This window comes from Kitasatospora humi (assembly GCF_020907985.1).
Classification (GTDB): Bacteria; Actinomycetota; Actinomycetes; order Streptomycetales; family Streptomycetaceae; genus Kitasatospora; species Kitasatospora humi.
Map to the genome: position 1 here is coordinate 272,330 of NZ_JAJJPA010000001.1, position 16,870 is coordinate 289,199.

General features: G+C 73.1%; 19 protein-coding genes. 11 read left to right on the forward strand and 8 right to left on the reverse strand.

Annotated features, from left to right (window positions below; translation table 11 throughout):
- Positions 1-141: 141 nt before the first annotated feature.
- From LN042_RS01280 to LN042_RS01305, 6 genes are all read right to left on the reverse strand, one after another.
- Complete coding sequence (locus LN042_RS01280; RefSeq protein ID WP_230047834.1) at positions 142-1,389, reverse strand: MFS transporter; 1,248 nt, start codon at positions 1,387-1,389, stop codon at positions 142-144.
- A 209-nt stretch (positions 1,390-1,598) separates the two neighbouring features.
- Entirely contained in the window at positions 1,599-2,690 is a 1,092-nt protein-coding gene (locus LN042_RS01285) for an S-(hydroxymethyl)mycothiol dehydrogenase (RefSeq protein WP_230047835.1), read from the reverse strand.
- 685 nt (positions 2,691-3,375) lie between these two features.
- Positions 3,376-3,549, reverse strand: a complete 174-nt coding sequence (locus LN042_RS01290) for a hypothetical protein (RefSeq protein WP_230047836.1) — start codon at positions 3,547-3,549, stop codon at positions 3,376-3,378.
- Between the two features lie 208 nt (positions 3,550-3,757).
- Entirely contained in the window at positions 3,758-4,942 is a 1,185-nt protein-coding gene (locus LN042_RS01295; RefSeq protein WP_230047837.1) for an alcohol dehydrogenase catalytic domain-containing protein, read from the reverse strand.
- A gap of 68 nt (positions 4,943-5,010) precedes the next feature.
- The gene (locus LN042_RS01300) at positions 5,011-5,967 is read right to left on the reverse strand and encodes a YihY/virulence factor BrkB family protein (RefSeq protein ID WP_230047838.1); all 957 of its coding nucleotides are present in this window, start codon (positions 5,965-5,967) and stop codon (positions 5,011-5,013) included.
- A 98-nt stretch (positions 5,968-6,065) separates the two neighbouring features.
- Positions 6,066-6,434: a low affinity iron permease family protein gene (locus LN042_RS01305; RefSeq protein ID WP_230047839.1), complete on the reverse strand. Its 369-nt coding sequence runs from the start codon at positions 6,432-6,434 to the stop codon at positions 6,066-6,068.
- Positions 6,435-6,676: 242 nt separating this feature from the next.
- On the opposite strand from LN042_RS01305, the gene LN042_RS01310 reads away from it, so the two are divergent.
- The 6 genes from LN042_RS01310 (at position 6,677) to LN042_RS01335 (ending at position 10,525) form a co-directional block, all read left to right on the forward strand.
- A complete protein-coding gene (locus tag LN042_RS01310) occupies positions 6,677-7,822 on the forward strand; it encodes an iron-containing redox enzyme family protein (RefSeq protein ID WP_230047840.1) in 1,146 nt (381 codons plus the stop codon).
- A gap of 139 nt (positions 7,823-7,961) precedes the next feature.
- Positions 7,962-8,615, forward strand: a complete 654-nt coding sequence (locus LN042_RS01315) for a HemK2/MTQ2 family protein methyltransferase (protein WP_230047841.1) — start codon at positions 7,962-7,964, stop codon at positions 8,613-8,615.
- A gap of 103 nt (positions 8,616-8,718) precedes the next feature.
- Positions 8,719-8,883 (forward strand): CDGSH iron-sulfur domain-containing protein, encoded by a 165-nt coding sequence (locus tag LN042_RS01320; protein WP_230047842.1) that lies wholly within the window; start codon positions 8,719-8,721, stop codon positions 8,881-8,883.
- A gap of 227 nt (positions 8,884-9,110) precedes the next feature.
- A complete protein-coding gene (locus tag LN042_RS01325; RefSeq protein ID WP_230047843.1) occupies positions 9,111-9,572 on the forward strand; it encodes a GAF domain-containing protein in 462 nt (153 codons plus the stop codon).
- Positions 9,569-9,916, forward strand: a complete 348-nt coding sequence (locus LN042_RS01330; RefSeq protein WP_230047844.1) for a DUF3040 domain-containing protein — start codon at positions 9,569-9,571, stop codon at positions 9,914-9,916. Before LN042_RS01325 ends, LN042_RS01330 begins: the two co-directional genes overlap by 4 nt.
- A gap of 189 nt (positions 9,917-10,105) precedes the next feature.
- Entirely contained in the window at positions 10,106-10,525 is a 420-nt protein-coding gene (locus LN042_RS01335; protein ID WP_230047845.1) for an STAS domain-containing protein, read from the forward strand.
- 45 nt (positions 10,526-10,570) lie between these two features.
- Here LN042_RS01335 and LN042_RS01340 read toward each other — a convergent pair whose 3' ends face one another.
- The gene (locus tag LN042_RS01340) at positions 10,571-12,727 is read right to left on the reverse strand and encodes a catalase (RefSeq protein WP_230047846.1); all 2,157 of its coding nucleotides are present in this window, start codon (positions 12,725-12,727) and stop codon (positions 10,571-10,573) included.
- A gap of 365 nt (positions 12,728-13,092) precedes the next feature.
- Here LN042_RS01340 and LN042_RS01345 point away from each other — a divergent pair, with 365 nt between their 5' ends.
- From LN042_RS01345 to LN042_RS01355, 3 genes are all read left to right on the forward strand, one after another.
- A complete protein-coding gene (locus tag LN042_RS01345) occupies positions 13,093-13,476 on the forward strand; it encodes a hypothetical protein (RefSeq protein WP_230047847.1) in 384 nt (127 codons plus the stop codon).
- 107 nt (positions 13,477-13,583) lie between these two features.
- A complete protein-coding gene (locus tag LN042_RS01350; RefSeq protein WP_230047848.1) occupies positions 13,584-14,165 on the forward strand; it encodes a DUF1360 domain-containing protein in 582 nt (193 codons plus the stop codon).
- 56 nt (positions 14,166-14,221) lie between these two features.
- Entirely contained in the window at positions 14,222-14,404 is a 183-nt protein-coding gene (locus tag LN042_RS01355; RefSeq protein ID WP_230047849.1) for a hypothetical protein, read from the forward strand.
- Between the two features lie 54 nt (positions 14,405-14,458).
- Here LN042_RS01355 and LN042_RS01360 read toward each other — a convergent pair whose 3' ends face one another.
- A complete protein-coding gene (locus LN042_RS01360; RefSeq protein WP_230047850.1) occupies positions 14,459-15,124 on the reverse strand; it encodes an HAD family hydrolase in 666 nt (221 codons plus the stop codon).
- 160 nt (positions 15,125-15,284) lie between these two features.
- On the opposite strand from LN042_RS01360, the gene LN042_RS01365 reads away from it, so the two are divergent.
- The gene (locus tag LN042_RS01365; RefSeq protein ID WP_230047851.1) at positions 15,285-16,247 is read left to right on the forward strand and encodes a TIGR03557 family F420-dependent LLM class oxidoreductase; all 963 of its coding nucleotides are present in this window, start codon (positions 15,285-15,287) and stop codon (positions 16,245-16,247) included.
- Between the two features lie 123 nt (positions 16,248-16,370).
- Positions 16,371-16,829, forward strand: a complete 459-nt coding sequence (locus LN042_RS01370; RefSeq protein ID WP_230047852.1) for an SRPBCC family protein — start codon at positions 16,371-16,373, stop codon at positions 16,827-16,829.
- Positions 16,830-16,870: the final 41 nt, after the last annotated feature.

The following is a 16,870-nucleotide window of genomic DNA, read 5'->3' on the forward strand; positions in this document are numbered from 1 at the left end:
CGGGCGCAGGGCTCCCCGCCGCGGGCCGAGGGTGCCGTCATGCGGCCGCCAGGAACAGGGCTGCGCGTGCCCGGGCCCGCGCGTGGGTCAAAAGGGTCCGCGTTCGGGCCGAAAGGCCCGCGCGTGGGCCGAAAGAGCGAGTCAGGCGACCGGCTCGGGCGTGGGCTGCGGCGCCCGCGAGGCCTGGAAGGGGGAGCCGAGGGAGAGGATGATCAGCGCGGAGCCGGCGGTCAGGGCGGCGCAGATCAGCACGATCATCTGGTAACTGCCGGTCATGTCCCGCAGTACCGCGCCGAGCTGGCTGCCGCCCGCCACCCCGAGGGCGTGCACCATCCAGGTCAGGCCCATGGCGGTGCCCCTCACCTCGGCCGGGAGCACCTGGGCGATCCACAGCGACGACGCGATGACGGAGGCCAGGTAGCTCAGGCCGAAGACGATGCCGAACAGCATCACGCCGGCCTGGGACGGCGCCGCCCAGACCAGCAGCATGGCCAGGCAGCGGGCGGCGTAGGCGCCGACGAGCACCTGCTTGACCAGCTTGCGGTCGCAGAGCCAGCCGGCCAGCAGGCTGCCGGCGATCTCGAACACACCGAGCACGGCGACGGCCGACGAACTGACCGTGCCGCCCATGTGGTGGTCCGTCATCAGCGGCACGAAGTGCACGTCGATGAAGGCCATGGTGAAGCCGCAGCCGACGAAGGCGAGTGCCAGCCGGCGCAGCGGCGCGGCGCGCAGGCACAACCGCACCCGGGCGCCCAGGGACTGGAGTCCGGGCCGGTCCTCGGCACCGCCGGCGGGCTTGGACGCGGTCAGCCGGTCGGACTGCCGGGCCAGCACCAGCGACAGCGGCGTCAGTACGACGAGGAAGACCACGCCGATGCCCTCCAGCACGGTCTGCCAGCTGTACCGGCCGCCGAGCCAGGACCAGAGCGGCACGAGCACCACGAACCCGACGGCGGCACCGTTGGTGATCAGGGCGTAGCTGAGGCCCTTGCGTCCGTCCTGGAACAGCTGGTCGACGAAGACGCCGAGCGGGACGTAGGACAGCATGGTCACGGCCAGCGCGGCGACCAGGCAGTAGACCACGACGAACAGCCAGAGCTGCCCGGACAGTGCGCACCCGATCATGGCCAGGCCGGCCAGGAAGGTGCCGACCGCGAGGGTGCGGGCGCCGCCGATCCGGTCGGCGATGCCGCCGACCAGCGGCGAGGCGAGTGCGGTGGTGACCGCGAACAGCGTGGCGGCCCACGCCAGGCCGGACCGGGAGACCCCGAAGGAGTGGGCTATCGGCAGGAAGTACACCTGGAAGGTGTTCTTCAGGGCCGAGCCGGCCAGGGTGAGCAGGAAGGCGGCGGAGGCGAGGATCGCGAGGGCTGAGCGGCCTGGCACGGGTGTGGAGGAGCGGGCAGTCGGCATGGAATCGCTTTCGAGGAGGGACGGGCGGGGTGCCCGGGGCCGGCGGCTGCGGCCGGCCCCCGGGCGCGGGACGATCCTGTGCGCGTCAGTCGGGGGATGACATCGGTCCAGGAGGACGTCGGTCGGGGATGACGTCGGACGGCGGTGACGTCGGGTGGGACGACGCTGGTCGGGGGACGACGTCAGTCGAGGACGACGACGCTGCGCAGCACGTCGCCCCGGCCCATGGCGGCGAAGGCCGCTTCGACGTCCATCAGGCCGATCCGCTCGGTGACGAAGCGGTCGAGCGGCAGCCGGCCCTGGAGGTGCAGGTCGACCAGCGCGGGGAAGTCCCGGGACGGCAGGCAGTCGCCGTACCAGGAGGTCTTGTAGGTGCCCCCGCGCAGGAAGGCGTCCAGCAGCGGCATCTCCAGCCGCATGGTCGAGTCGGGGCGGGCCACCAGCACGAAGGTGCCGCCCAGGCTGCGGGCGTAGAACGCCTGGCGCCAGGTCTCCTCCTGGCCGGCGGCGTCGATGACCACGTCCGCGCCGAGCCCGTCGGTGAGCCCCCGGATGCCGGCGACCACGTCCGTGGACCCGTCGGCGAGGATGACGTCGGTGGCCCCGAACTCCCGGGCCCAGTCGAGCTTGCGGGCGTCGATGTCCACCGCGATGATCCGGGTGGCGCCGGCCAGCCGGGCGCCGGCCACCGCGGCGGAGCCCACGCCGCCGACACCGATGACGGCGACGGTGTCGCCCGGGGCGACCTGGCCGGTGTTCATCGAGGCGCCGAGGCCGGACATCATGCCGCACCCGAGCAGACCGGCCACCGCCGGGTCCACCGCCGGGTCGACCGGGGTGGCCTGACCGCTGTGCACCAGGGTGAGTTCGGCCATCGCGCCGATCCCGAGGGCGGCCGAGAGCGGCTCGCCGGTGGTCAGCCGCATCTGCTGGCCGGCCGTGAAGTCGTCCATGCAGGCGGTCGGTACGCCGCGCCGGCAGGGGCGGCAACGCCCGCACACGGCTCGCCAGTTGAGGATGACGAAGTCACCCGGCCGGACGTTCGTCACGCCGGGGCCGATCTGGTCGACCACGCCGGACGCCTCGTGGCCGAGCAGGAACGGGTAGTTGTCGTTGATGACCCCGTCACGGTAGTGCAGGTCGGTGTGGCAGACACCACACGCCTGGACGCGGACCGTCACCTCACCCGGGCCGGGATCCGGCACCACGATCTCGCGGACCTCGACCGGCCGACCCCGTCCCGGCGCGACCACGGCCTTGACCGTCTGAGCCATGACTGAACTTCCTTTCTCAGGGCCGCGGGCCGGTGAACGCCCGCGGCATCGATGGGGCCGGCCGGCGGCTCGGTGCCGCCGGATCCGGCCGGGATCTCATCCAGGTACGGAGCGTTCAATTCCGCCCAAGGCACCAGCCGTTGGGCGTCGAGCCCGTTGCCGGACCGCAACTCGGCCCGGTTGAGCCTGCGTAACACTGCCATGGAAGGGTGACCTCGCCTCAGTTCCGTGCGGATCATTCTGTGTGGATCAGTGCCGTGCGGGCAACGGGTGAGAAGCGCCGACCAGTTCGGGATGGCCTGGTCATGGTGCTCAGGCCGTCGGTGTCCCCGTCGGTGTCCCCGTCGGTGGGCAGGTCGGTGGGCAGGTCGGCGGCGTTCCACTGGAGCGGGTCGCCGGCGCGCAGGGTGGTGAAGCGGGGGCGCCCGGCGTCATGACGTCGCCGACCCCTGAGGGGTCGGCGAGGGGTCGGAGTGGTCGGTGCGGTGCGTCGCGCCACGGCAGTCGGGCGCGGGCCCGGGCGGGCACGGAGTCGCCCCGGTCGGCGAGCGCCGGCCGGGGCGGCGGTGGGTCGGAAACAGTGGCCCGGGCTGGGCGGTTCCGGGGCCGGCCGGCCGCTCGCAGCGAAGGCCACCGGTGAGCGGGCCGGCAGGCATGTGAAGGCGCCGACGCCTGTCGCGGCCCGTCAGAATGCCATGAACATCAGGATGATGAAGATGATGGCGAAGAGGATCCCGAGCCATGCCCAGGTGTAGCGGGATCGCCCGCTGTGGTCTGCCGGACCGCCACCCCGGGGTCGGGTCTCCGGGAACTGTGGGTCGTCCGGCCGGTCGCGTGAATAGAACTCCGGGTCGGTCATGGCTTTGACCTCCTGCCCAAACCGTGTGGCGTGCGGCTACCCGTTTTTCCCCGCTCGACACGGCGATCCGGCGACGGCCGTCGTCCCGTCGGACGACGGCCGGTGTCCGCCGGGGCGACGGCCGCTGTCCCGTCCACCCGCCGGTGGCCACCCGGGCCCGGGATCCGCCGATTCACCGGACCCGGTACGTGCTTGCCGACCGGCCCGGTCAGGGGCGGAAGACGACCTTCACCACGCCGTCCGCCTTGCGCTGGAACATGTCGTAGGCCGACGGCGCCTCCGTCAGCGGCAGGTGGTGGGTGGCGAAGCCCTCGACGCCGAGTGGATCCTCGTCGCTGAGCAGCGGCAGCAGGTCGTCGACCCAGCGGCGCACGTTGGCCTGGCCCATGCGCAGCTGGATCTGCTTGTCGAAGAGGGTGAGCATGGGCATCGGGTCGGTCATGCCGCCGTAGACGCCGGAGAGGGAGATGGTGCCGCCGCGGCGGACCATGTCGATGGCCAGGTGAAGCGCGTGCAGCCGGTCCACGCCGGCGCGGCGCATGAGGCGTTCGGCCACGGTGTCCGGCAGCAGGCCGGTCAGGCGCTGGGCCTTCTCGGCGATCGGCGAGCCGTGGGCCTCCATGCCGACGGCGTCGATGACCGCGTGCGGGCCGAGGCCGTCGGTGAGGTCGCGCACGACGTCGGCGATGTGCTCACCGTGCTCGTTCAGGTCGAGGGCGGTGATGCCGCGCTCACGGGCCCGGGCCAGGCGCTCCGGAACCAGGTCGATGCCGATGACCTTCTCGACGCCGCGCTGCGCGGCGATGCGGCAGCTCATGTCGCCGATCGGGCCCAGGCCGAGGACGGCGAGGCTGCCGCCGTCGGGAACGGCGGCGTACTCGACGGCCTGCCAGGCGGTGGGCAGGACGTCCGACAGGAAGACGAACCGGTCGTCGGGCGGACCGTCGACCACCTTGATCGGCAGGGTGTCGCCGAACGGCACCCGCAGGAGTTCCGCCTGACCGCCGGGCACCTGGCCGTAGAGCTTCGTGTAGCCGAAGAGTGCGGCGCCGTTGCCGTACTCGGTGACCTGGGTGGTCTCGCACTGCGAGTGCAGGCCGGCGGTGCACAGGCGGCAGGTGCCGCAGCTGACGTTGAACGGGACCACCACCCGGTCGCCCGGTTGCAGTGCCGTGACCCCGGGGCCGGTCTCGCGGACCGTCCCCATCGCCTCGTGGCCCAGGATGTCGCCCGGGTCGAGGAAGGGGCCCAGGACCTCGTAGAGGTGCAGGTCCGATCCGCACAGGCCGGTACTGGTCACCTCGACGATCACGTCGGTCGGGTCCTTCAGGCGGGGGTCGGGGACTTCCTCCACACGGACGTCACGCCGGCCGTGCCATGTGACTGCTCGCATCGTCCGGTCCTCCGTTTCCGGTTCGCGGCCGACCGACTGCTGTCGGTACCAGGCCGGTTGCTCATGGGTCAGGGATCCTTGAACCGCACCCGGACGTCCTGCTCCGGGCGTCGGGCCTCCTGGCGCGCGATCGCCTCGAGGACCTTGCGGTCCGCGCCGGTCAGCGGGGGCTGGACGAGGCTGCGCGGCCACAGGCGCCGGGCCAGCACGACGTTCATCTCGGCGGCGTAGACGGTCAGTTGGGCGCCGATGAAGAGCCAGGACAACAGGCCGATGACGGTGCCGAAGAACCCGTAGATCTGGTCGGCGTGGCGCAGTTGGTGCGCCACCAGGGCGCCGCCGAGCGCCTGGAGGATGGTCCACAGCGGCCCGGCGAACAGGCACCCGGGCACCAGGCGCCGCCACGGCACGTCGCGCGGGGTGAGCGTCCGGAAGCAGACCAGGAAGAGCCCGGTGTTGAGCAGCGCGGACAGCACCAGGCCGCCCACGGCCGCGGCCGGTCCACCGACCGTGCTGATGGTCAGCTGGGCGGCGGCGGTGCTCAGGAGCAGGCCGGTGCCCAGGATCACGAAGAGCAGCAGGCCCCGGCCCAGCCGGGGGAAGTAGCCGGGGCGGCGACGGCCCGGGACGTTCCAGACCTGCGCCATGGCGAACTGCAGCGTCTGGGTGACGCCGAGCGCGCCGTAGAGGAGGCCGAGTAGGCCGATGCCCAGAGCCAGCCCGCTGCCCTGCACCGAGTGCACGTTCTGCCGCAGCTGGTTCCCGATGATCGGGAAGTCGGCGAGCGCCGAGTTGACCACGGCCTGCTGGGCGCCCGGATGACCGTGCAGCACGAAGCCCAGCGCGGTGCTGAGCAGGAGGAGCAGCGGGATCAGCGACATGAAGCCGAAGTACGTGATGAGCACCGCGAGCTGGCCGCCGCGGTCATCGCCGTACTTCTTGACGACGCCCACCACGAAACCCGGCACGGTCATCCGCTGCTGGGCCCGGTCGACCGCTCGCACGAGTCGTTCGACGACGTTCACGGGCCGCTCACCTCCACAGCACGTGCGTCTACCCGGAAGGCCCGCCCCCCACGCTTGGTCCTCGGCACCTCCCGGAGCCGCCACCGGCGCGCCGAACCTCAGGTCTTCTCCTCCAGCCCGATGGCCTGCTCCAGGTCTTCCTCCGCCTGGCGCTTCTCGCCCTGCAGCTGTTCCAGCACGGCCGAGGCGATCGCGTCGAGCTTGCGCTGGATCGCGTGCTCGGCCCGCCGTTCGGAGTTCTTGAGCAGGGCGATCAGGAGCAGCGTCACCGCTGTCATGGCGTCGCCGGCCGCCAGCTGCGCGGAGAGCGGCAGGCCCAGGGCGTGGACGATCACGAACGCGGCGACGAGCAGCGTGCAGATGAGGTAGAAGAGCGGGGAGCCGGTGAAGTTCGACGCCGCTTCGGCGAGGTGCTCGAACGGGCCGCGCCCGTGCCGGCTTCGTTCCGCAGGATGTCGGACGGTCATGGCGGGCGCCTACCCCGGTCGGCGGGAGTCACCACGCCGCCCCGGTCCGGATCCGCCCCCGTTTGGGGTTCGCGGCGTCCGGGCAGTCGCAGGCACATGGACCGTGCACCCCTCGAGCCGTGCACCGGGGAGGGCGGCGCACCGCAGGAGGGCGGCGCACCCGGGAGGGGCCGTGCACCGGGGGAGCGAGTGCTGTCGCTGGAGCCGCCCCCGCCGAGGACTACCGCGAGCCGCCATCGGAGATGAGTACCGTGTCCGAACTCCTCACCAAGACGGCTGGGGCGCAGCCCGCCCTGCCGACCGCCCGCGGACCGGTGAGCGCGGCGGTGCTGACCGCGCTGCGTTCCGAGCCCCCGGCGCCGGGCCGCCCCGGGCCGGCGTCGGGGCCCTGGTGCGAGGACGCGCTCGGTCGCACGATCGTTGATGCCCGGGGTGAGGACGTGCGGGGCGGGGAGGCCTGGGGCGAGATCGCCCGGGACGGGGACGCCTGGGGCGAGGATGTCCAACTCGCCCTCTACGCCTGCTACGAGCTCCACTACCAGGGCTTCGACGGCGTCGATCCCGGCTGGGAATGGCAGCCCGAGTTGCTGGCGCTCCGCGGGCGGCTCGAACGCGGCTACCTGGCCGCGCTGCACGCCGCCGTCGGCCCACCGCAACCGCTCGCCCGGGCATTGGACCGGCTGCTCGTCGAACCGGCCGACGGCAGTGGCCCCTCCCACCACCTGCTGGCCGAGGGCCGGCGCTGGCAGGCCCGCGAGTATCTGGTGCACCGCTCGCTGTACCAGCTCAAGGAGGCCGATCCGCAGTTGTGGGCGGTGCCGCGGCTGCCCGTCCCGGCCAAGGCCGCCATGATGGCCGTGCAGTACGACGAGTACGGCGCGGGCCGTCCGGAGCGGGCGCACGCCCGGCTGTTCGCCGAGGCGATGGCCGACTTCGGTCTCGATCCCGGCTACGGCCGCTACCTGGACGCGGTGCCTGCCCCCGCGCTGGCCGTGGTCAACATGATGACCATGTTCGGACTGCACCGGGCCCTGCGCGGCGCGCTGGTCGGCCAGTTCGCCGCGCTGGAGATCACCTCGTCGCCCGGCGCCGAACGGCTGGCCACGGCGTTCGAACGGCTGGGGGCCTCCCCGGCCGGCACCCGGTTCCACCGCGAGCACGTGCTCGCCGACGCCGTGCACGAGCAGCTGGTGCGGCACACCGTCATCGAACCGCTGGTCGGCCAGGAACCGGCACTCGCGGCCGACATCGCCTTCGGCATCGCGGCGACCGGCGCCACCGAGGACCGGCTCGGCGATCACCTGGTGGCGGCGTGGCGCGGCGGGCGCAGCTCGTTGCGGGTGCCGTTGCCCGACGCGCCGGCCGGCGGCGGGGCGGGCCAGGGGTGACCCCGCCGCTGTGGGGCGGGCCAGGGGTGACCCGGGCTCGCGCCGACCGGCCCGGGTGGCCGGTACCGCAGTCAGCCGTATGGCCGACCGGCACCGCAGTCCGCCGCATGGCCGACCGGATCCCGGGCAGACGCCGGCCATGCTGCTCTTCCGACCGCCCGGCGTCTACCCGGCGCAGGGCGACACCGAGCTGCTCATCGAGGCGCTGCGGCAGGAGGGCCCGCGCCCGGGCACCCGGCTGCTGGACCTCGGTACCGGCAGCGGCGCGGTGGCGCTGGCCGGGGCGGCGCTCGGCGCCGAGGTGACCGCGGTCGACCTCTCCCGGCTCGCCCTTGCCAGCACCTGGGTCAACGCCCGCCTCCGGCACCGCCGTGTCCGGCTGCGCCGGGGCGACCTGACCGACCCGGTGACCTCCGCCCGCTTCGACCTCGTGGTGAGCAATCCACCGTACGTGCCGGCGGCCGACGCCGCGCCACCGCGGCGCGGCGTCGCCAGGGCATGGGATGCCGGGCCCGACGGGCGGCTGCTGCTGGACCGGATCTGCCGGCAGGCGCCCGCCGTGCTGGCCCGGGGCGGAGTGCTGCTGGTCGTCCAGTCGTCGTTGGCCCGCCCCCGGGCGACCCTGGCCATGCTGCGCCGGGCCGGCCTGGCCGCACGGGTGGTGGCCGCCCGTACCCAGCCGTTCGGGCCCGTGCTGACGGCCCGGGCGGGTTGGCTGGAACGGCGCGGAATCATCGCCGACGGACAGCGGGACGAGACCCTCGTGGTGATCCGCGGTGTGCGGGCCGACTGAGCCGTCCGCCGGAGCGCCCCGGTCGGACGCACCGCCCCGGCCGGGCCCGCCGCCCGGCGCAGGCGGTGGGCCGCCGCGGGTGCGGCTCACCGGGCGAGGTCCGGTGCTGATCGACGGTCCGGTGGAGATCGTCCTTCCGGACGGCCGCAGCGTGCTGTGCGACCGCCCGGTGGTGGCGCTCTGCACCTGCCGGCGCAGCCACCACTACCCGTTCTGCGACACCAGTCACCGGCGCCGACGGCCTGCGGAGGACGGCCGCGGCGGCTGACCCGGCGGCCGCGGACCGGCGGCGCGCCGCGGGTGCGGCGGGGCAGCCTTCGGCCGGCCCCGGGCGCCGGGTGGGTCCGACCCCGCTCGCCGGGTGGCACCGGCCCGGATGTGTAGCGAACGCCGTCTTCGGGCAGGCGCGTGACCGCAAGGCATGGCCTGCCGTTCGGCGCGGCAGCCGGAGTTCAGGGCTCCCCGGCCGACGGCCACCCAGGACTGGACGCACAGATGGGCGATCTGACGCGGATCGCGCAGCTCATGGCGGCGGCCGTCGCCGGGGCGAGCAGCCGCTTCCTGCCCGACCGGCTGTGCGGCGCAGCGGTCGAGGCGCCGGCCGTCGACGGCAGCGCCATCGTGCTGATGACCGAAGCCGGGCACCGGGCCGGCGTCTGGGCCGGCGACGAGCGGGTTCGACGCCTGGAGGACCGGCAGTTCGCCCTCGGCGAGGGACCCACCCTGGATGCGTTCCGCACTCGGCGCCCGGTGCTCGTGCCCGACCTGCCGGCTCCCGGCGAGCTGCGCTGGCCGGTGCTGAGCGTGGCACTCACGTCGCATGGCGGGGTCGGCGGTCCGCGTGGCGCCTTCGCCCTGCCGCTCCAGCTGGGGGAGTCCTGCACGGGCAATGGATCAGGGCCGTTCCCTTCCGGGCAGCGGCTGATTACGGTGATCACCTGTTCGGTACGGAGGTGACGACGGTGGACGGGCCGACGCTCTCAGAGCGCGAACTGCGGATCCTCGCGGAGATCGAGGAGGAGTTGCGGGCCGACGGAAAGCTGGACCGGGAGCTGAGCACGATGCACCCGGGCCTGCCGAGCCGGGCCGGCCGCGCCGTACAGGCAGCCGGGCGGGTGTCACCGGCGGTGCCGATCGTGCTCGTGATGCTCTCGCTCAGCCTGGCCCTGGCGGCCCCGCACGACCACACCGTCAGCGCCTTGGTGGTGTTCTCCGTCATCTGGGCCTCGACCGTGCTGCTGCTGGGCGCCCGGCTCGCCGTCCACCGCGCGACGCGCGCGGGGGGCGATTACTCCGACTGATCCGCATCGTCCCCTGCGCGCCGGGCAGGCAGCCGGGGCGTGTCTTCCGTGCTGTGCGGCTCCGGGCGCTGCTGCCGGGGGTCGCGGGCGCGTCGGGCTGCCGTTGCCGGTGTCCGCCACTGGTACCCGTCCGCTCGACGAGGCATGCTCGAAAACGGGCCGGTTGTCCCCAGCAAAGGGGGTACATCGATGTCCACCACCCCGCACGACCGCCCGCCGAACGCCGAGGATGGCCCGGGGCGTGGGCTGTGGATCACCATCGAGGAAGTGACGGACACGGCCGTGATCTGCCGCCTGCGGGGCGAGGTCGACCAGGACCAGCGGCCCGAGCTGCAGAACGTCCTCGCCGAAGCGGTCCAGAAGGGGTTGCCCCAGGTGGTCGTCGATCTCTCCGGTCTGACGTTCAGCGACTCGGCCGGCCTCAACGCGTTGCTCCGGTGCCGCGGGGACGCGTCCGCGGCGGGCACGGAGCTGGTGCTGGCGTCCCCGCCGCCGCAGATGCGCCGCCTGCTGGAGATGACCGGCGCCGACAGGGTCTTCACGATCTGCGACAGCGTGCGCGCGGCCCTGCCCGGGCCGGCGCCGCCCGCCGACCGGAAGCGGCCGTGATCCCGACATCCACGGCCGGTCCGCGACGGACGGTCACCCCCGGGCTCAGCGCTGCGGGAACCGGTGTTGCTCGATCAGCTGGACGAAGCCTTCCCAGAACGACGTACCGGGCTGCCCGCCAGAGGTGCTGACCGCGACCCCGGCGACCTGCTCGGGCTCGTCGGCCCCGGCAGCCCGCAGCAGGGCGGTGCCATCGCCGAGCGCCGCCACCGGCTTGCCGTGCCGCAGCGCCTCGGTGGCGAAGCGCACCGCGTCCGGTTCCGCGGTCAGCGTCCGGCCGCCGCCGTCCGGCACCACGACGGCGTCGTAGAGCACCGAGGCAGTGGTGGGCAGCGCGCGGTCGACCGGCAGGTGCTCACCGTCCTGGGCCAGCACGTGGCCGTCGTGCGGGGCGACCGTCTCCACCACGGCACCCTCGGCGCCCAGCCGCTCATGAGCCGCTCGCACCTGACCGCCGTCCACGCCGGGCACGGCCAGCACCGCGACCTTGCGGGTGCGGATACCGGCGGCCCACAGGTTCTCCAGGCTCAGGGCGGGGGAGACCCGCGGCTCGTCGGCCGGGCCGACGCCGGCGACCGGATGGTCCTGGGGATCCGGCGGCGCCACGCCGATGCGCCGGGCGACCTCGGCCGCCAGGCCCTGATCCACGTGCATCAGGTTGACCACCATGCGGCGGCGCACCTCCCGGTCGGCCACCTTGCCGAGTTCGAAGGCGAAGGCGGCGATGATGTGCTGCTGTTCCCACTCGGCCATGCTGTGCCAGAACAGCGCGGCCTGGCTGTAGTGGTCGGCGAAGCTGGGGCTGCGCCGACGGATCGCCGCGCCGTCGATCCTCTCCTGGTAGTGCTCGAAGACGCCCTCGGGCAGCCGTCCGCCGCCCATCGTCGCCGGGCAGCCGCCGCCCACCGAGTTCGGCGCGTAGCTGGTGCCGGGGTGGATCAACTGCTGGCCGTAGCCGTCGCGTTGGTTGTTCCGCACATCGGCCAGCGGCCGGTTGACCGGCAGCTGCGCGAAGTTGGGGCCGCCGAGGCGGATCAGCTGGGTGTCCAGGTAGGAGAAGTTGCGGCCCTGGAGCAGCGGATCGTTGGTGAAGTCGATGCCGGGGACGACGTTGGCCGTGTGGAAGGCGACCTGCTCGGTCTCCGCGAAGAAGTTCTGCGGATTGCGGTTCAGGACCATCCGGCCCACCGGTCGCACCGGCACCAGTTCCTCCGGCACGATCTTCGTCGGGTCCAGCAGGTCGAAGGGGTAGGCGAACTCGTCGCGCTCCGGTATCAGTTGGACGCCGAGCTCCCACTCGGGGAAGTCACCGGCCTCGATCGCCTCCCACAGGTCGCGGCGGTGGAAGTCCGGATCGCGCCCCGCGGTGATCTGTGCCTCGTCCCACACCTGCGAGCAGACCCCGAGCTTCGGCCTCCAGTGGAACTTCACGAAGGTGCCGACCCCTTCGGCGTTGACCAGCCGGAAGGTGTGCACGCCGAACCCCTGCATCATCCGGAAGCTGCGCGGGATCGCCCGGTCGGACATCAGCCACATCAGCATGTGCGTGGACTCGGGTTGCAGCGAGCAGAAGTCCCAGAAGGTGTCGTGCGCGCTCGCGCCGGTGGGCATCTCGTCCGGCGGCTCCGGCTTGACGGCGTGCACGAAGTCGGGAAATTTGATCGCGTCCTGGATGAAGAAGACCGGCATGTTGTTGCCGACCAGGTCGTAATTGCCGTGCCTGGTGTAGAACTTGGTGGCGAAGCCGCGCACGTCGCGCACGGTGTCGGCGGAGCCGCGCGGGCCCTGCACGGTGGAGAAGCGGACGAACACCGGGGTGCGGTGCCCGGGCGTCTGCAGGAAGTCCGCGCAGGTGTACTCGGCCAGTGACTCGTAGGGTTCGAAGTAGCCGTACGCACCCGAGCCACGGGCGTGCACCACCCGCTCGGGAATGCGCTCGTGGTCGAAGCGGGTGAGCTTCTCGCGCAGCTGGAAGTCCTCCAGCAGGGTGGGCCCGCGGTCGTCGACGGTCAGGGAGTTGTCGGTGTCGTCGACGCGCACCCCCTGGTCGGTGGTGAGCGCGCCGTCCGGGTCGGGGGCCCGGTGGGCGTCCAGGGCGATGTCCTTGTCGTCACGCTCGGGCTTCGAGGGCGGGCCGGGGTTGCCGGTCCCGGGGGCCACGGGTGCGTGCGGGCGTTCTTCGGGAGGTCCGGGATTGGTCATGTCACGTGCTCCGTCCTGGGGCAGGCGTGGGTCGTGCCCCGGTTGCCGTCGCCGGGCGGCTGCCCGGTGCCTGGTGCGGCAAACCGGGCTCCGGGGCGGAATCAGCGCCGGAGAACCGTGGCCGGTGGGCGCGGCCGTTCACCGGCGGGTGAGGCGGACCCGTGGGGCGGATAGAAGCACGGCAGCGTGGGCAGACGCCCTGTCGAGTTCACCGAGGAGGTGGCGGAGATGGCTGGGATCAAGGTGATCAAGCACCCCGCGCCGCGACGCCCGCGCTCGCCACTCGATCTGCGGACACCGTCGGGTCGCCCCCTCCCGTACTGAGCGGGAGGCCTTACACGGCTGCTCGGGATGCGGAGGACGTCATGGCAGGTCGACACCAAGCCCACCGGGTGCACGGAGACGGCGCTTTCCTCGACCGCTGGCGGCTCGCCGACGGCCGGACCGGCCGGGACGGCGACGGCCGCGACGACCGCGACGGTTCCGGGAGCGGCCGGGCCCGCGACGACGCGCCGCTGCGCCGCTTCACGGCCAATGTGTTCGCCGGTGTCTTCGCGTTCACCGCGCTGGTCCTCGCGGTGCTCGCCGCCGCGACGGTGACAGCCCCGGAGACCACGGTGTACTTGGCCGTGGCGGCCCTCATCTTCGTCCTGCTCGCCGCCGGCACGGCCGTCGAGCGGCGGCTGGTCCGCCGCCGAGCCGCCGAGAAGGGCCCGGACGGCAAAGAGCCCAGGCAACCGCAGGGTTGAGGAGCCGCGCTCCCGACACCGCAGCCCGGTATGGCGCCCCGGGCCCGGCCCGCGGTGTGTCCGCCCCGGCCGAACGGGTAGACGCGGCAGCGTCGGAGGAGGTCACCATGCGAGCGGAACACTCAAGGGCATCCCAACCCGTGGGGCAGGCACCCGGCGTCGCCCCGACCCCGACGTGGGCCGGCGACACCCCGGACGACCGGCCCGGCCAGGCCGCCAGGGCCGTCGCCGAGGAGTACTCCGGTACGGCTGACCGGCCACTCGGCGGCTACCTCACCCTGCTCGGCGGCTACGCGGTGTCGGTGTCGGCGGTGGCCGTCGGCGCCCGGGTGCTGCGGCGGCCGCTTCCCCGGCCCGGGCCTTGGGACGTGCTGCTGCAGGCCGGCGCGGTGCACCGGCTGGCCCGGCTGGCCGCCAAGGACGCGGTGACCAGTCCGCTGCGGGCCCCCTTCACCCGTTACCAGGGGCCGGCCGGACCGTCCGAGGTGAACGAGGAGCCGCGCGGCACCGGGGCCCGCCGCGCGATCGGGGAGCTGGTCAGCTGCCCGTTCTGCACGACGCTGTGGGTGGCCACCGGCCTGACCGCCGGCCAGGTCCTCGCCCCGGACCTCACCCGGGTGGTCAGTGCGACGCTGACCGCGATCACCGTCGCCGATCTGCTGCAGTTCCTGCGGGTGCGGCTGGAGTGAGCGGCTTCGGGAGCCGACTCCCGGCAACCGTGCGCGAAGAGAGAACGGAGTGAGCGATGACCGAGCAGGACAGGCCCGAACACCCGGATGCCCGACCGGTGGAGACGCCGGAGTCCCGGATGACGGGCGAGGGCGGGCCACCGCCCGACGAGCGGGAGAAGGACCGGGCGAACGGTCCGGAGTTCGCCGTAGTCGGCGATGACGACGACGAGGGGAGAGGCGCGCAGGGCGACGGATGACGAAGGGGATGACGCAGGCGCACAGGGCGCCGGGGCGGGTCTGCTGACGGATCGTCAGGAGATCCGCCCGAGCATGCTGTCCGCCAGCCCGGCCAGCAGCGCGGCGACATCCTCGTGCACCTCGACGGCGCCCGCCGAGCGCAGGGCGCAGGGCGCCGCCCCGCCGGTGCGCACCGCGATGCAGGGCACCTCGGCGCGGACGGCCGCCTCGACGTCCCACTTGGTGTCGCCGATGAACACCGCTTGTGTGCACGGCACTTCAGCCTTCGCCAGGGCCGCCTGCACCAGGTCGGGGGCCGGCTTGCTCGCCGCCACGTCGTCGGCGCTGGTGGCTGCCCAGATCGCCGGATCGGCGTCGAGCACCCGGCGCATCACGGACAGGTCGCGGCCCGAGGCCGAGCTTGCCAGCACCACCCGCTGCCCGAGGGAGGCGCACCGGCGCAGCAGTTCGGCCGCTCCGTCGAAGGGGCGCAGCCGGGGCCAGAAGCGTGCGTAGAGGGCCTGGTGGGCCGCACTGATCCGGGCGTCGTCGTCCCGGTCCCGGTCGGCGGGCAGCAGGTGCTCCAGCAGCTGGTCGCCACCCATGCCCACGGCGCCGTGGATCCGCGCCATCGGCAGGCGGTGACCGTACTGCTCCAGGGCGTCGCTCCAGGCGAGCGCGTGCAGGTAGGTCGTGTCGAGCAGGGTGCCGTCGACGTCGAAGAGCGCGGCGGCGGTCATGGGCGTCTCCTCTCCTCGTCCCCCTCGTCCCCGTTGATGCCTCAACTCCCCCGCAGCCGCGCGCCTGCCCCGCGGTGGGGTCCGGAAACCCGCGTCAGGCGGCAGCGATCGGGTAGCCGCCCCGGTGGCCCGGAAGGTCCCGGAACCGAGGAGGGCGCTGATGACCGAGTACGGATACTTCCTCTCCTGTGAGGAGTTCGCCCCCGACGAGCTGCTCGCCCAGGCCCGGGCGGCGGCCGACGCCGGATTCACCCGGCTGGCGATCTCCGACCACTTCCACCCCTGGAACGACGCGCAGGGCAGCAGCCCGTTCGTCTGGTCGATGATCGGTGCGCTGTCGCAGGTCACCGACCTGCCGGTGACCACGCTGGTGACCTGCCCGACCATGCGGCTGCATCCGGCCGTCACCGCCCAGGCGGCGGCGACCAGCAGTGTGCTGCTGGGCGGCGGCTTCGCGTTCGGCGTCGGCACCGGCGAGGCGCTCAACGAGCACATCCTGGGCGACCGGTGGCCGCCGTTCGCCGAACGGGCCGAGATGCTCGCCGAGGCGGTCGGGATCATGCGGGCGCTGTTCACCGGTGCGCCGCTCTCGCACCGCGGCCGGTACTACACGGTGGAGAACGCCCGGCTCTACACCCCGCCGCCGCAGCCGCCGCCGATCCTGGTCTCCGGGTTCGGTCCCAAGGCGGCGCAGCTGGCCGCCGACCTCGGCGACGGCTTCGTCACCATGACGCCGGACCGTGAGCTGATCGGCGGGTTCCGGCAGGCCGCGGGCCCCGGCAAGCCGGTGATCGGCGGGGTCAAGGTCTGCTGGGACACCGACCGGGCGCGCGCGGTGAAGCGGGTGCACCGGCTCTGGCCGACCGAGCTGCTGCCCGGCGAACTGAACCAAGTGCTGCCCACCCCGGCCCATTTCGAGCAGGCGAGCGAGTTGGTCACGGAGGCGATGGTGGACTCCGCCGTGACCTGCGGCGACGATCCGGCCGCACACCTCGCCACGATCCGCTCCTACGCCGAGGCCGGCTTCGACGAGGTCTACGTCGGTCAGATCGGCGCGGAGCACGACGACTTCTTCGCCGGCTACCGGGAGCAGGTGCTGCCCGAGCTGGCCGGCGCCGGGTAGGCCGGGTGTTTGCTGCCCGTGGGTGCGGGCAGACGCAGTCGCTGTGACGGTGGTGGTGACCAGGGCCGTTGCCGCTGACCACCACCGCCCGTCAGGTTCCGGCTGCCTTCGTGGAGGTGTCTGATGAGTATGGTGACCGAATCGATCGACGTCGGCGTGCCGTTGCACACGGCGTACAACCAGTGGACCCAGTTCGAGGAGTTCCCGCAGTTCATGGAGGGCGTCGAGGAGGTCCGCCAGATCGACGACCGGCACAACCACTGGAAGACGAACATCGCCGGTGTGAAGCGGGAGTTCAACACCGAGATCGTCGACCAGCTGCCGGACGAGCGGGTCTCCTGGCGAACGGTGTCCGGCGACACGACGCACAAGGGCGTCGTGACGTTCCAACGGCTGGACGCCGACCACACCCGGGTCAAGGTCGCCATGGACTACAAGCCCGAGGGAGCGGTGGAGGCGACCGCCGACCTGGTCGGCGTGCTCGACCGGCGGGTCAAGGGCGACCTGCAGCGCTTCAAGGGGTTCATCGAGGAGCGCGGCCATGAGACGGGCTCCTGGCGCGGGCGGCTCTCGCCGGGGTGACCGGCTGACAGGGGCTGGTGTGAGTGAGGCAGGACGGCCGA

What these genes read in the sequence shown, in the direction of transcription:
- LN042_RS01290 (WP_230047836.1), bottom strand. Translation starts at nt 3,549, where the DNA reads ATGACCGACCCGGAGTTCTATTCACGCGACCGGCCGGACGACCCACAG.
- LN042_RS01305 (WP_230047839.1), bottom strand. Translation starts at nt 6,434, where the DNA reads ATGACCGTCCGACATCCTGCGGAACGAAGCCGGCACGGGCGCGGCCCG.
- LN042_RS01370 (WP_230047852.1), top strand. Translation starts at nt 16,371, where the DNA reads ATGAGTATGGTGACCGAATCGATCGACGTCGGCGTGCCGTTGCACACG.
- LN042_RS01325 (WP_230047843.1), top strand. Translation starts at nt 9,111, where the DNA reads ATGGGCGATCTGACGCGGATCGCGCAGCTCATGGCGGCGGCCGTCGCC.
- LN042_RS01315 (WP_230047841.1), top strand. Translation starts at nt 7,962, where the DNA reads ATGCTGCTCTTCCGACCGCCCGGCGTCTACCCGGCGCAGGGCGACACC.
- LN042_RS01345 (WP_230047847.1), top strand. Translation starts at nt 13,093, where the DNA reads ATGGCAGGTCGACACCAAGCCCACCGGGTGCACGGAGACGGCGCTTTC.
- LN042_RS01355 (WP_230047849.1), top strand. Translation starts at nt 14,222, where the DNA reads ATGACCGAGCAGGACAGGCCCGAACACCCGGATGCCCGACCGGTGGAG.
- LN042_RS01285 (WP_230047835.1), bottom strand. Translation starts at nt 2,690, where the DNA reads ATGGCTCAGACGGTCAAGGCCGTGGTCGCGCCGGGACGGGGTCGGCCG.
- LN042_RS01295 (WP_230047837.1), bottom strand. Translation starts at nt 4,942, where the DNA reads ATGCGAGCAGTCACATGGCACGGCCGGCGTGACGTCCGTGTGGAGGAA.
- LN042_RS01340 (WP_230047846.1), bottom strand. Translation starts at nt 12,727, where the DNA reads ATGACCAATCCCGGACCTCCCGAAGAACGCCCGCACGCACCCGTGGCC.
- LN042_RS01335 (WP_230047845.1), top strand. Translation starts at nt 10,106, where the DNA reads ATGTCCACCACCCCGCACGACCGCCCGCCGAACGCCGAGGATGGCCCG.
- LN042_RS01360 (WP_230047850.1), bottom strand. Translation starts at nt 15,124, where the DNA reads ATGACCGCCGCCGCGCTCTTCGACGTCGACGGCACCCTGCTCGACACG.
- LN042_RS01365 (WP_230047851.1), top strand. Translation starts at nt 15,285, where the DNA reads ATGACCGAGTACGGATACTTCCTCTCCTGTGAGGAGTTCGCCCCCGAC.
- LN042_RS01350 (WP_230047848.1), top strand. Translation starts at nt 13,584, where the DNA reads ATGCGAGCGGAACACTCAAGGGCATCCCAACCCGTGGGGCAGGCACCC.
- LN042_RS01310 (WP_230047840.1), top strand. Translation starts at nt 6,677, where the DNA reads ATGAGTACCGTGTCCGAACTCCTCACCAAGACGGCTGGGGCGCAGCCC.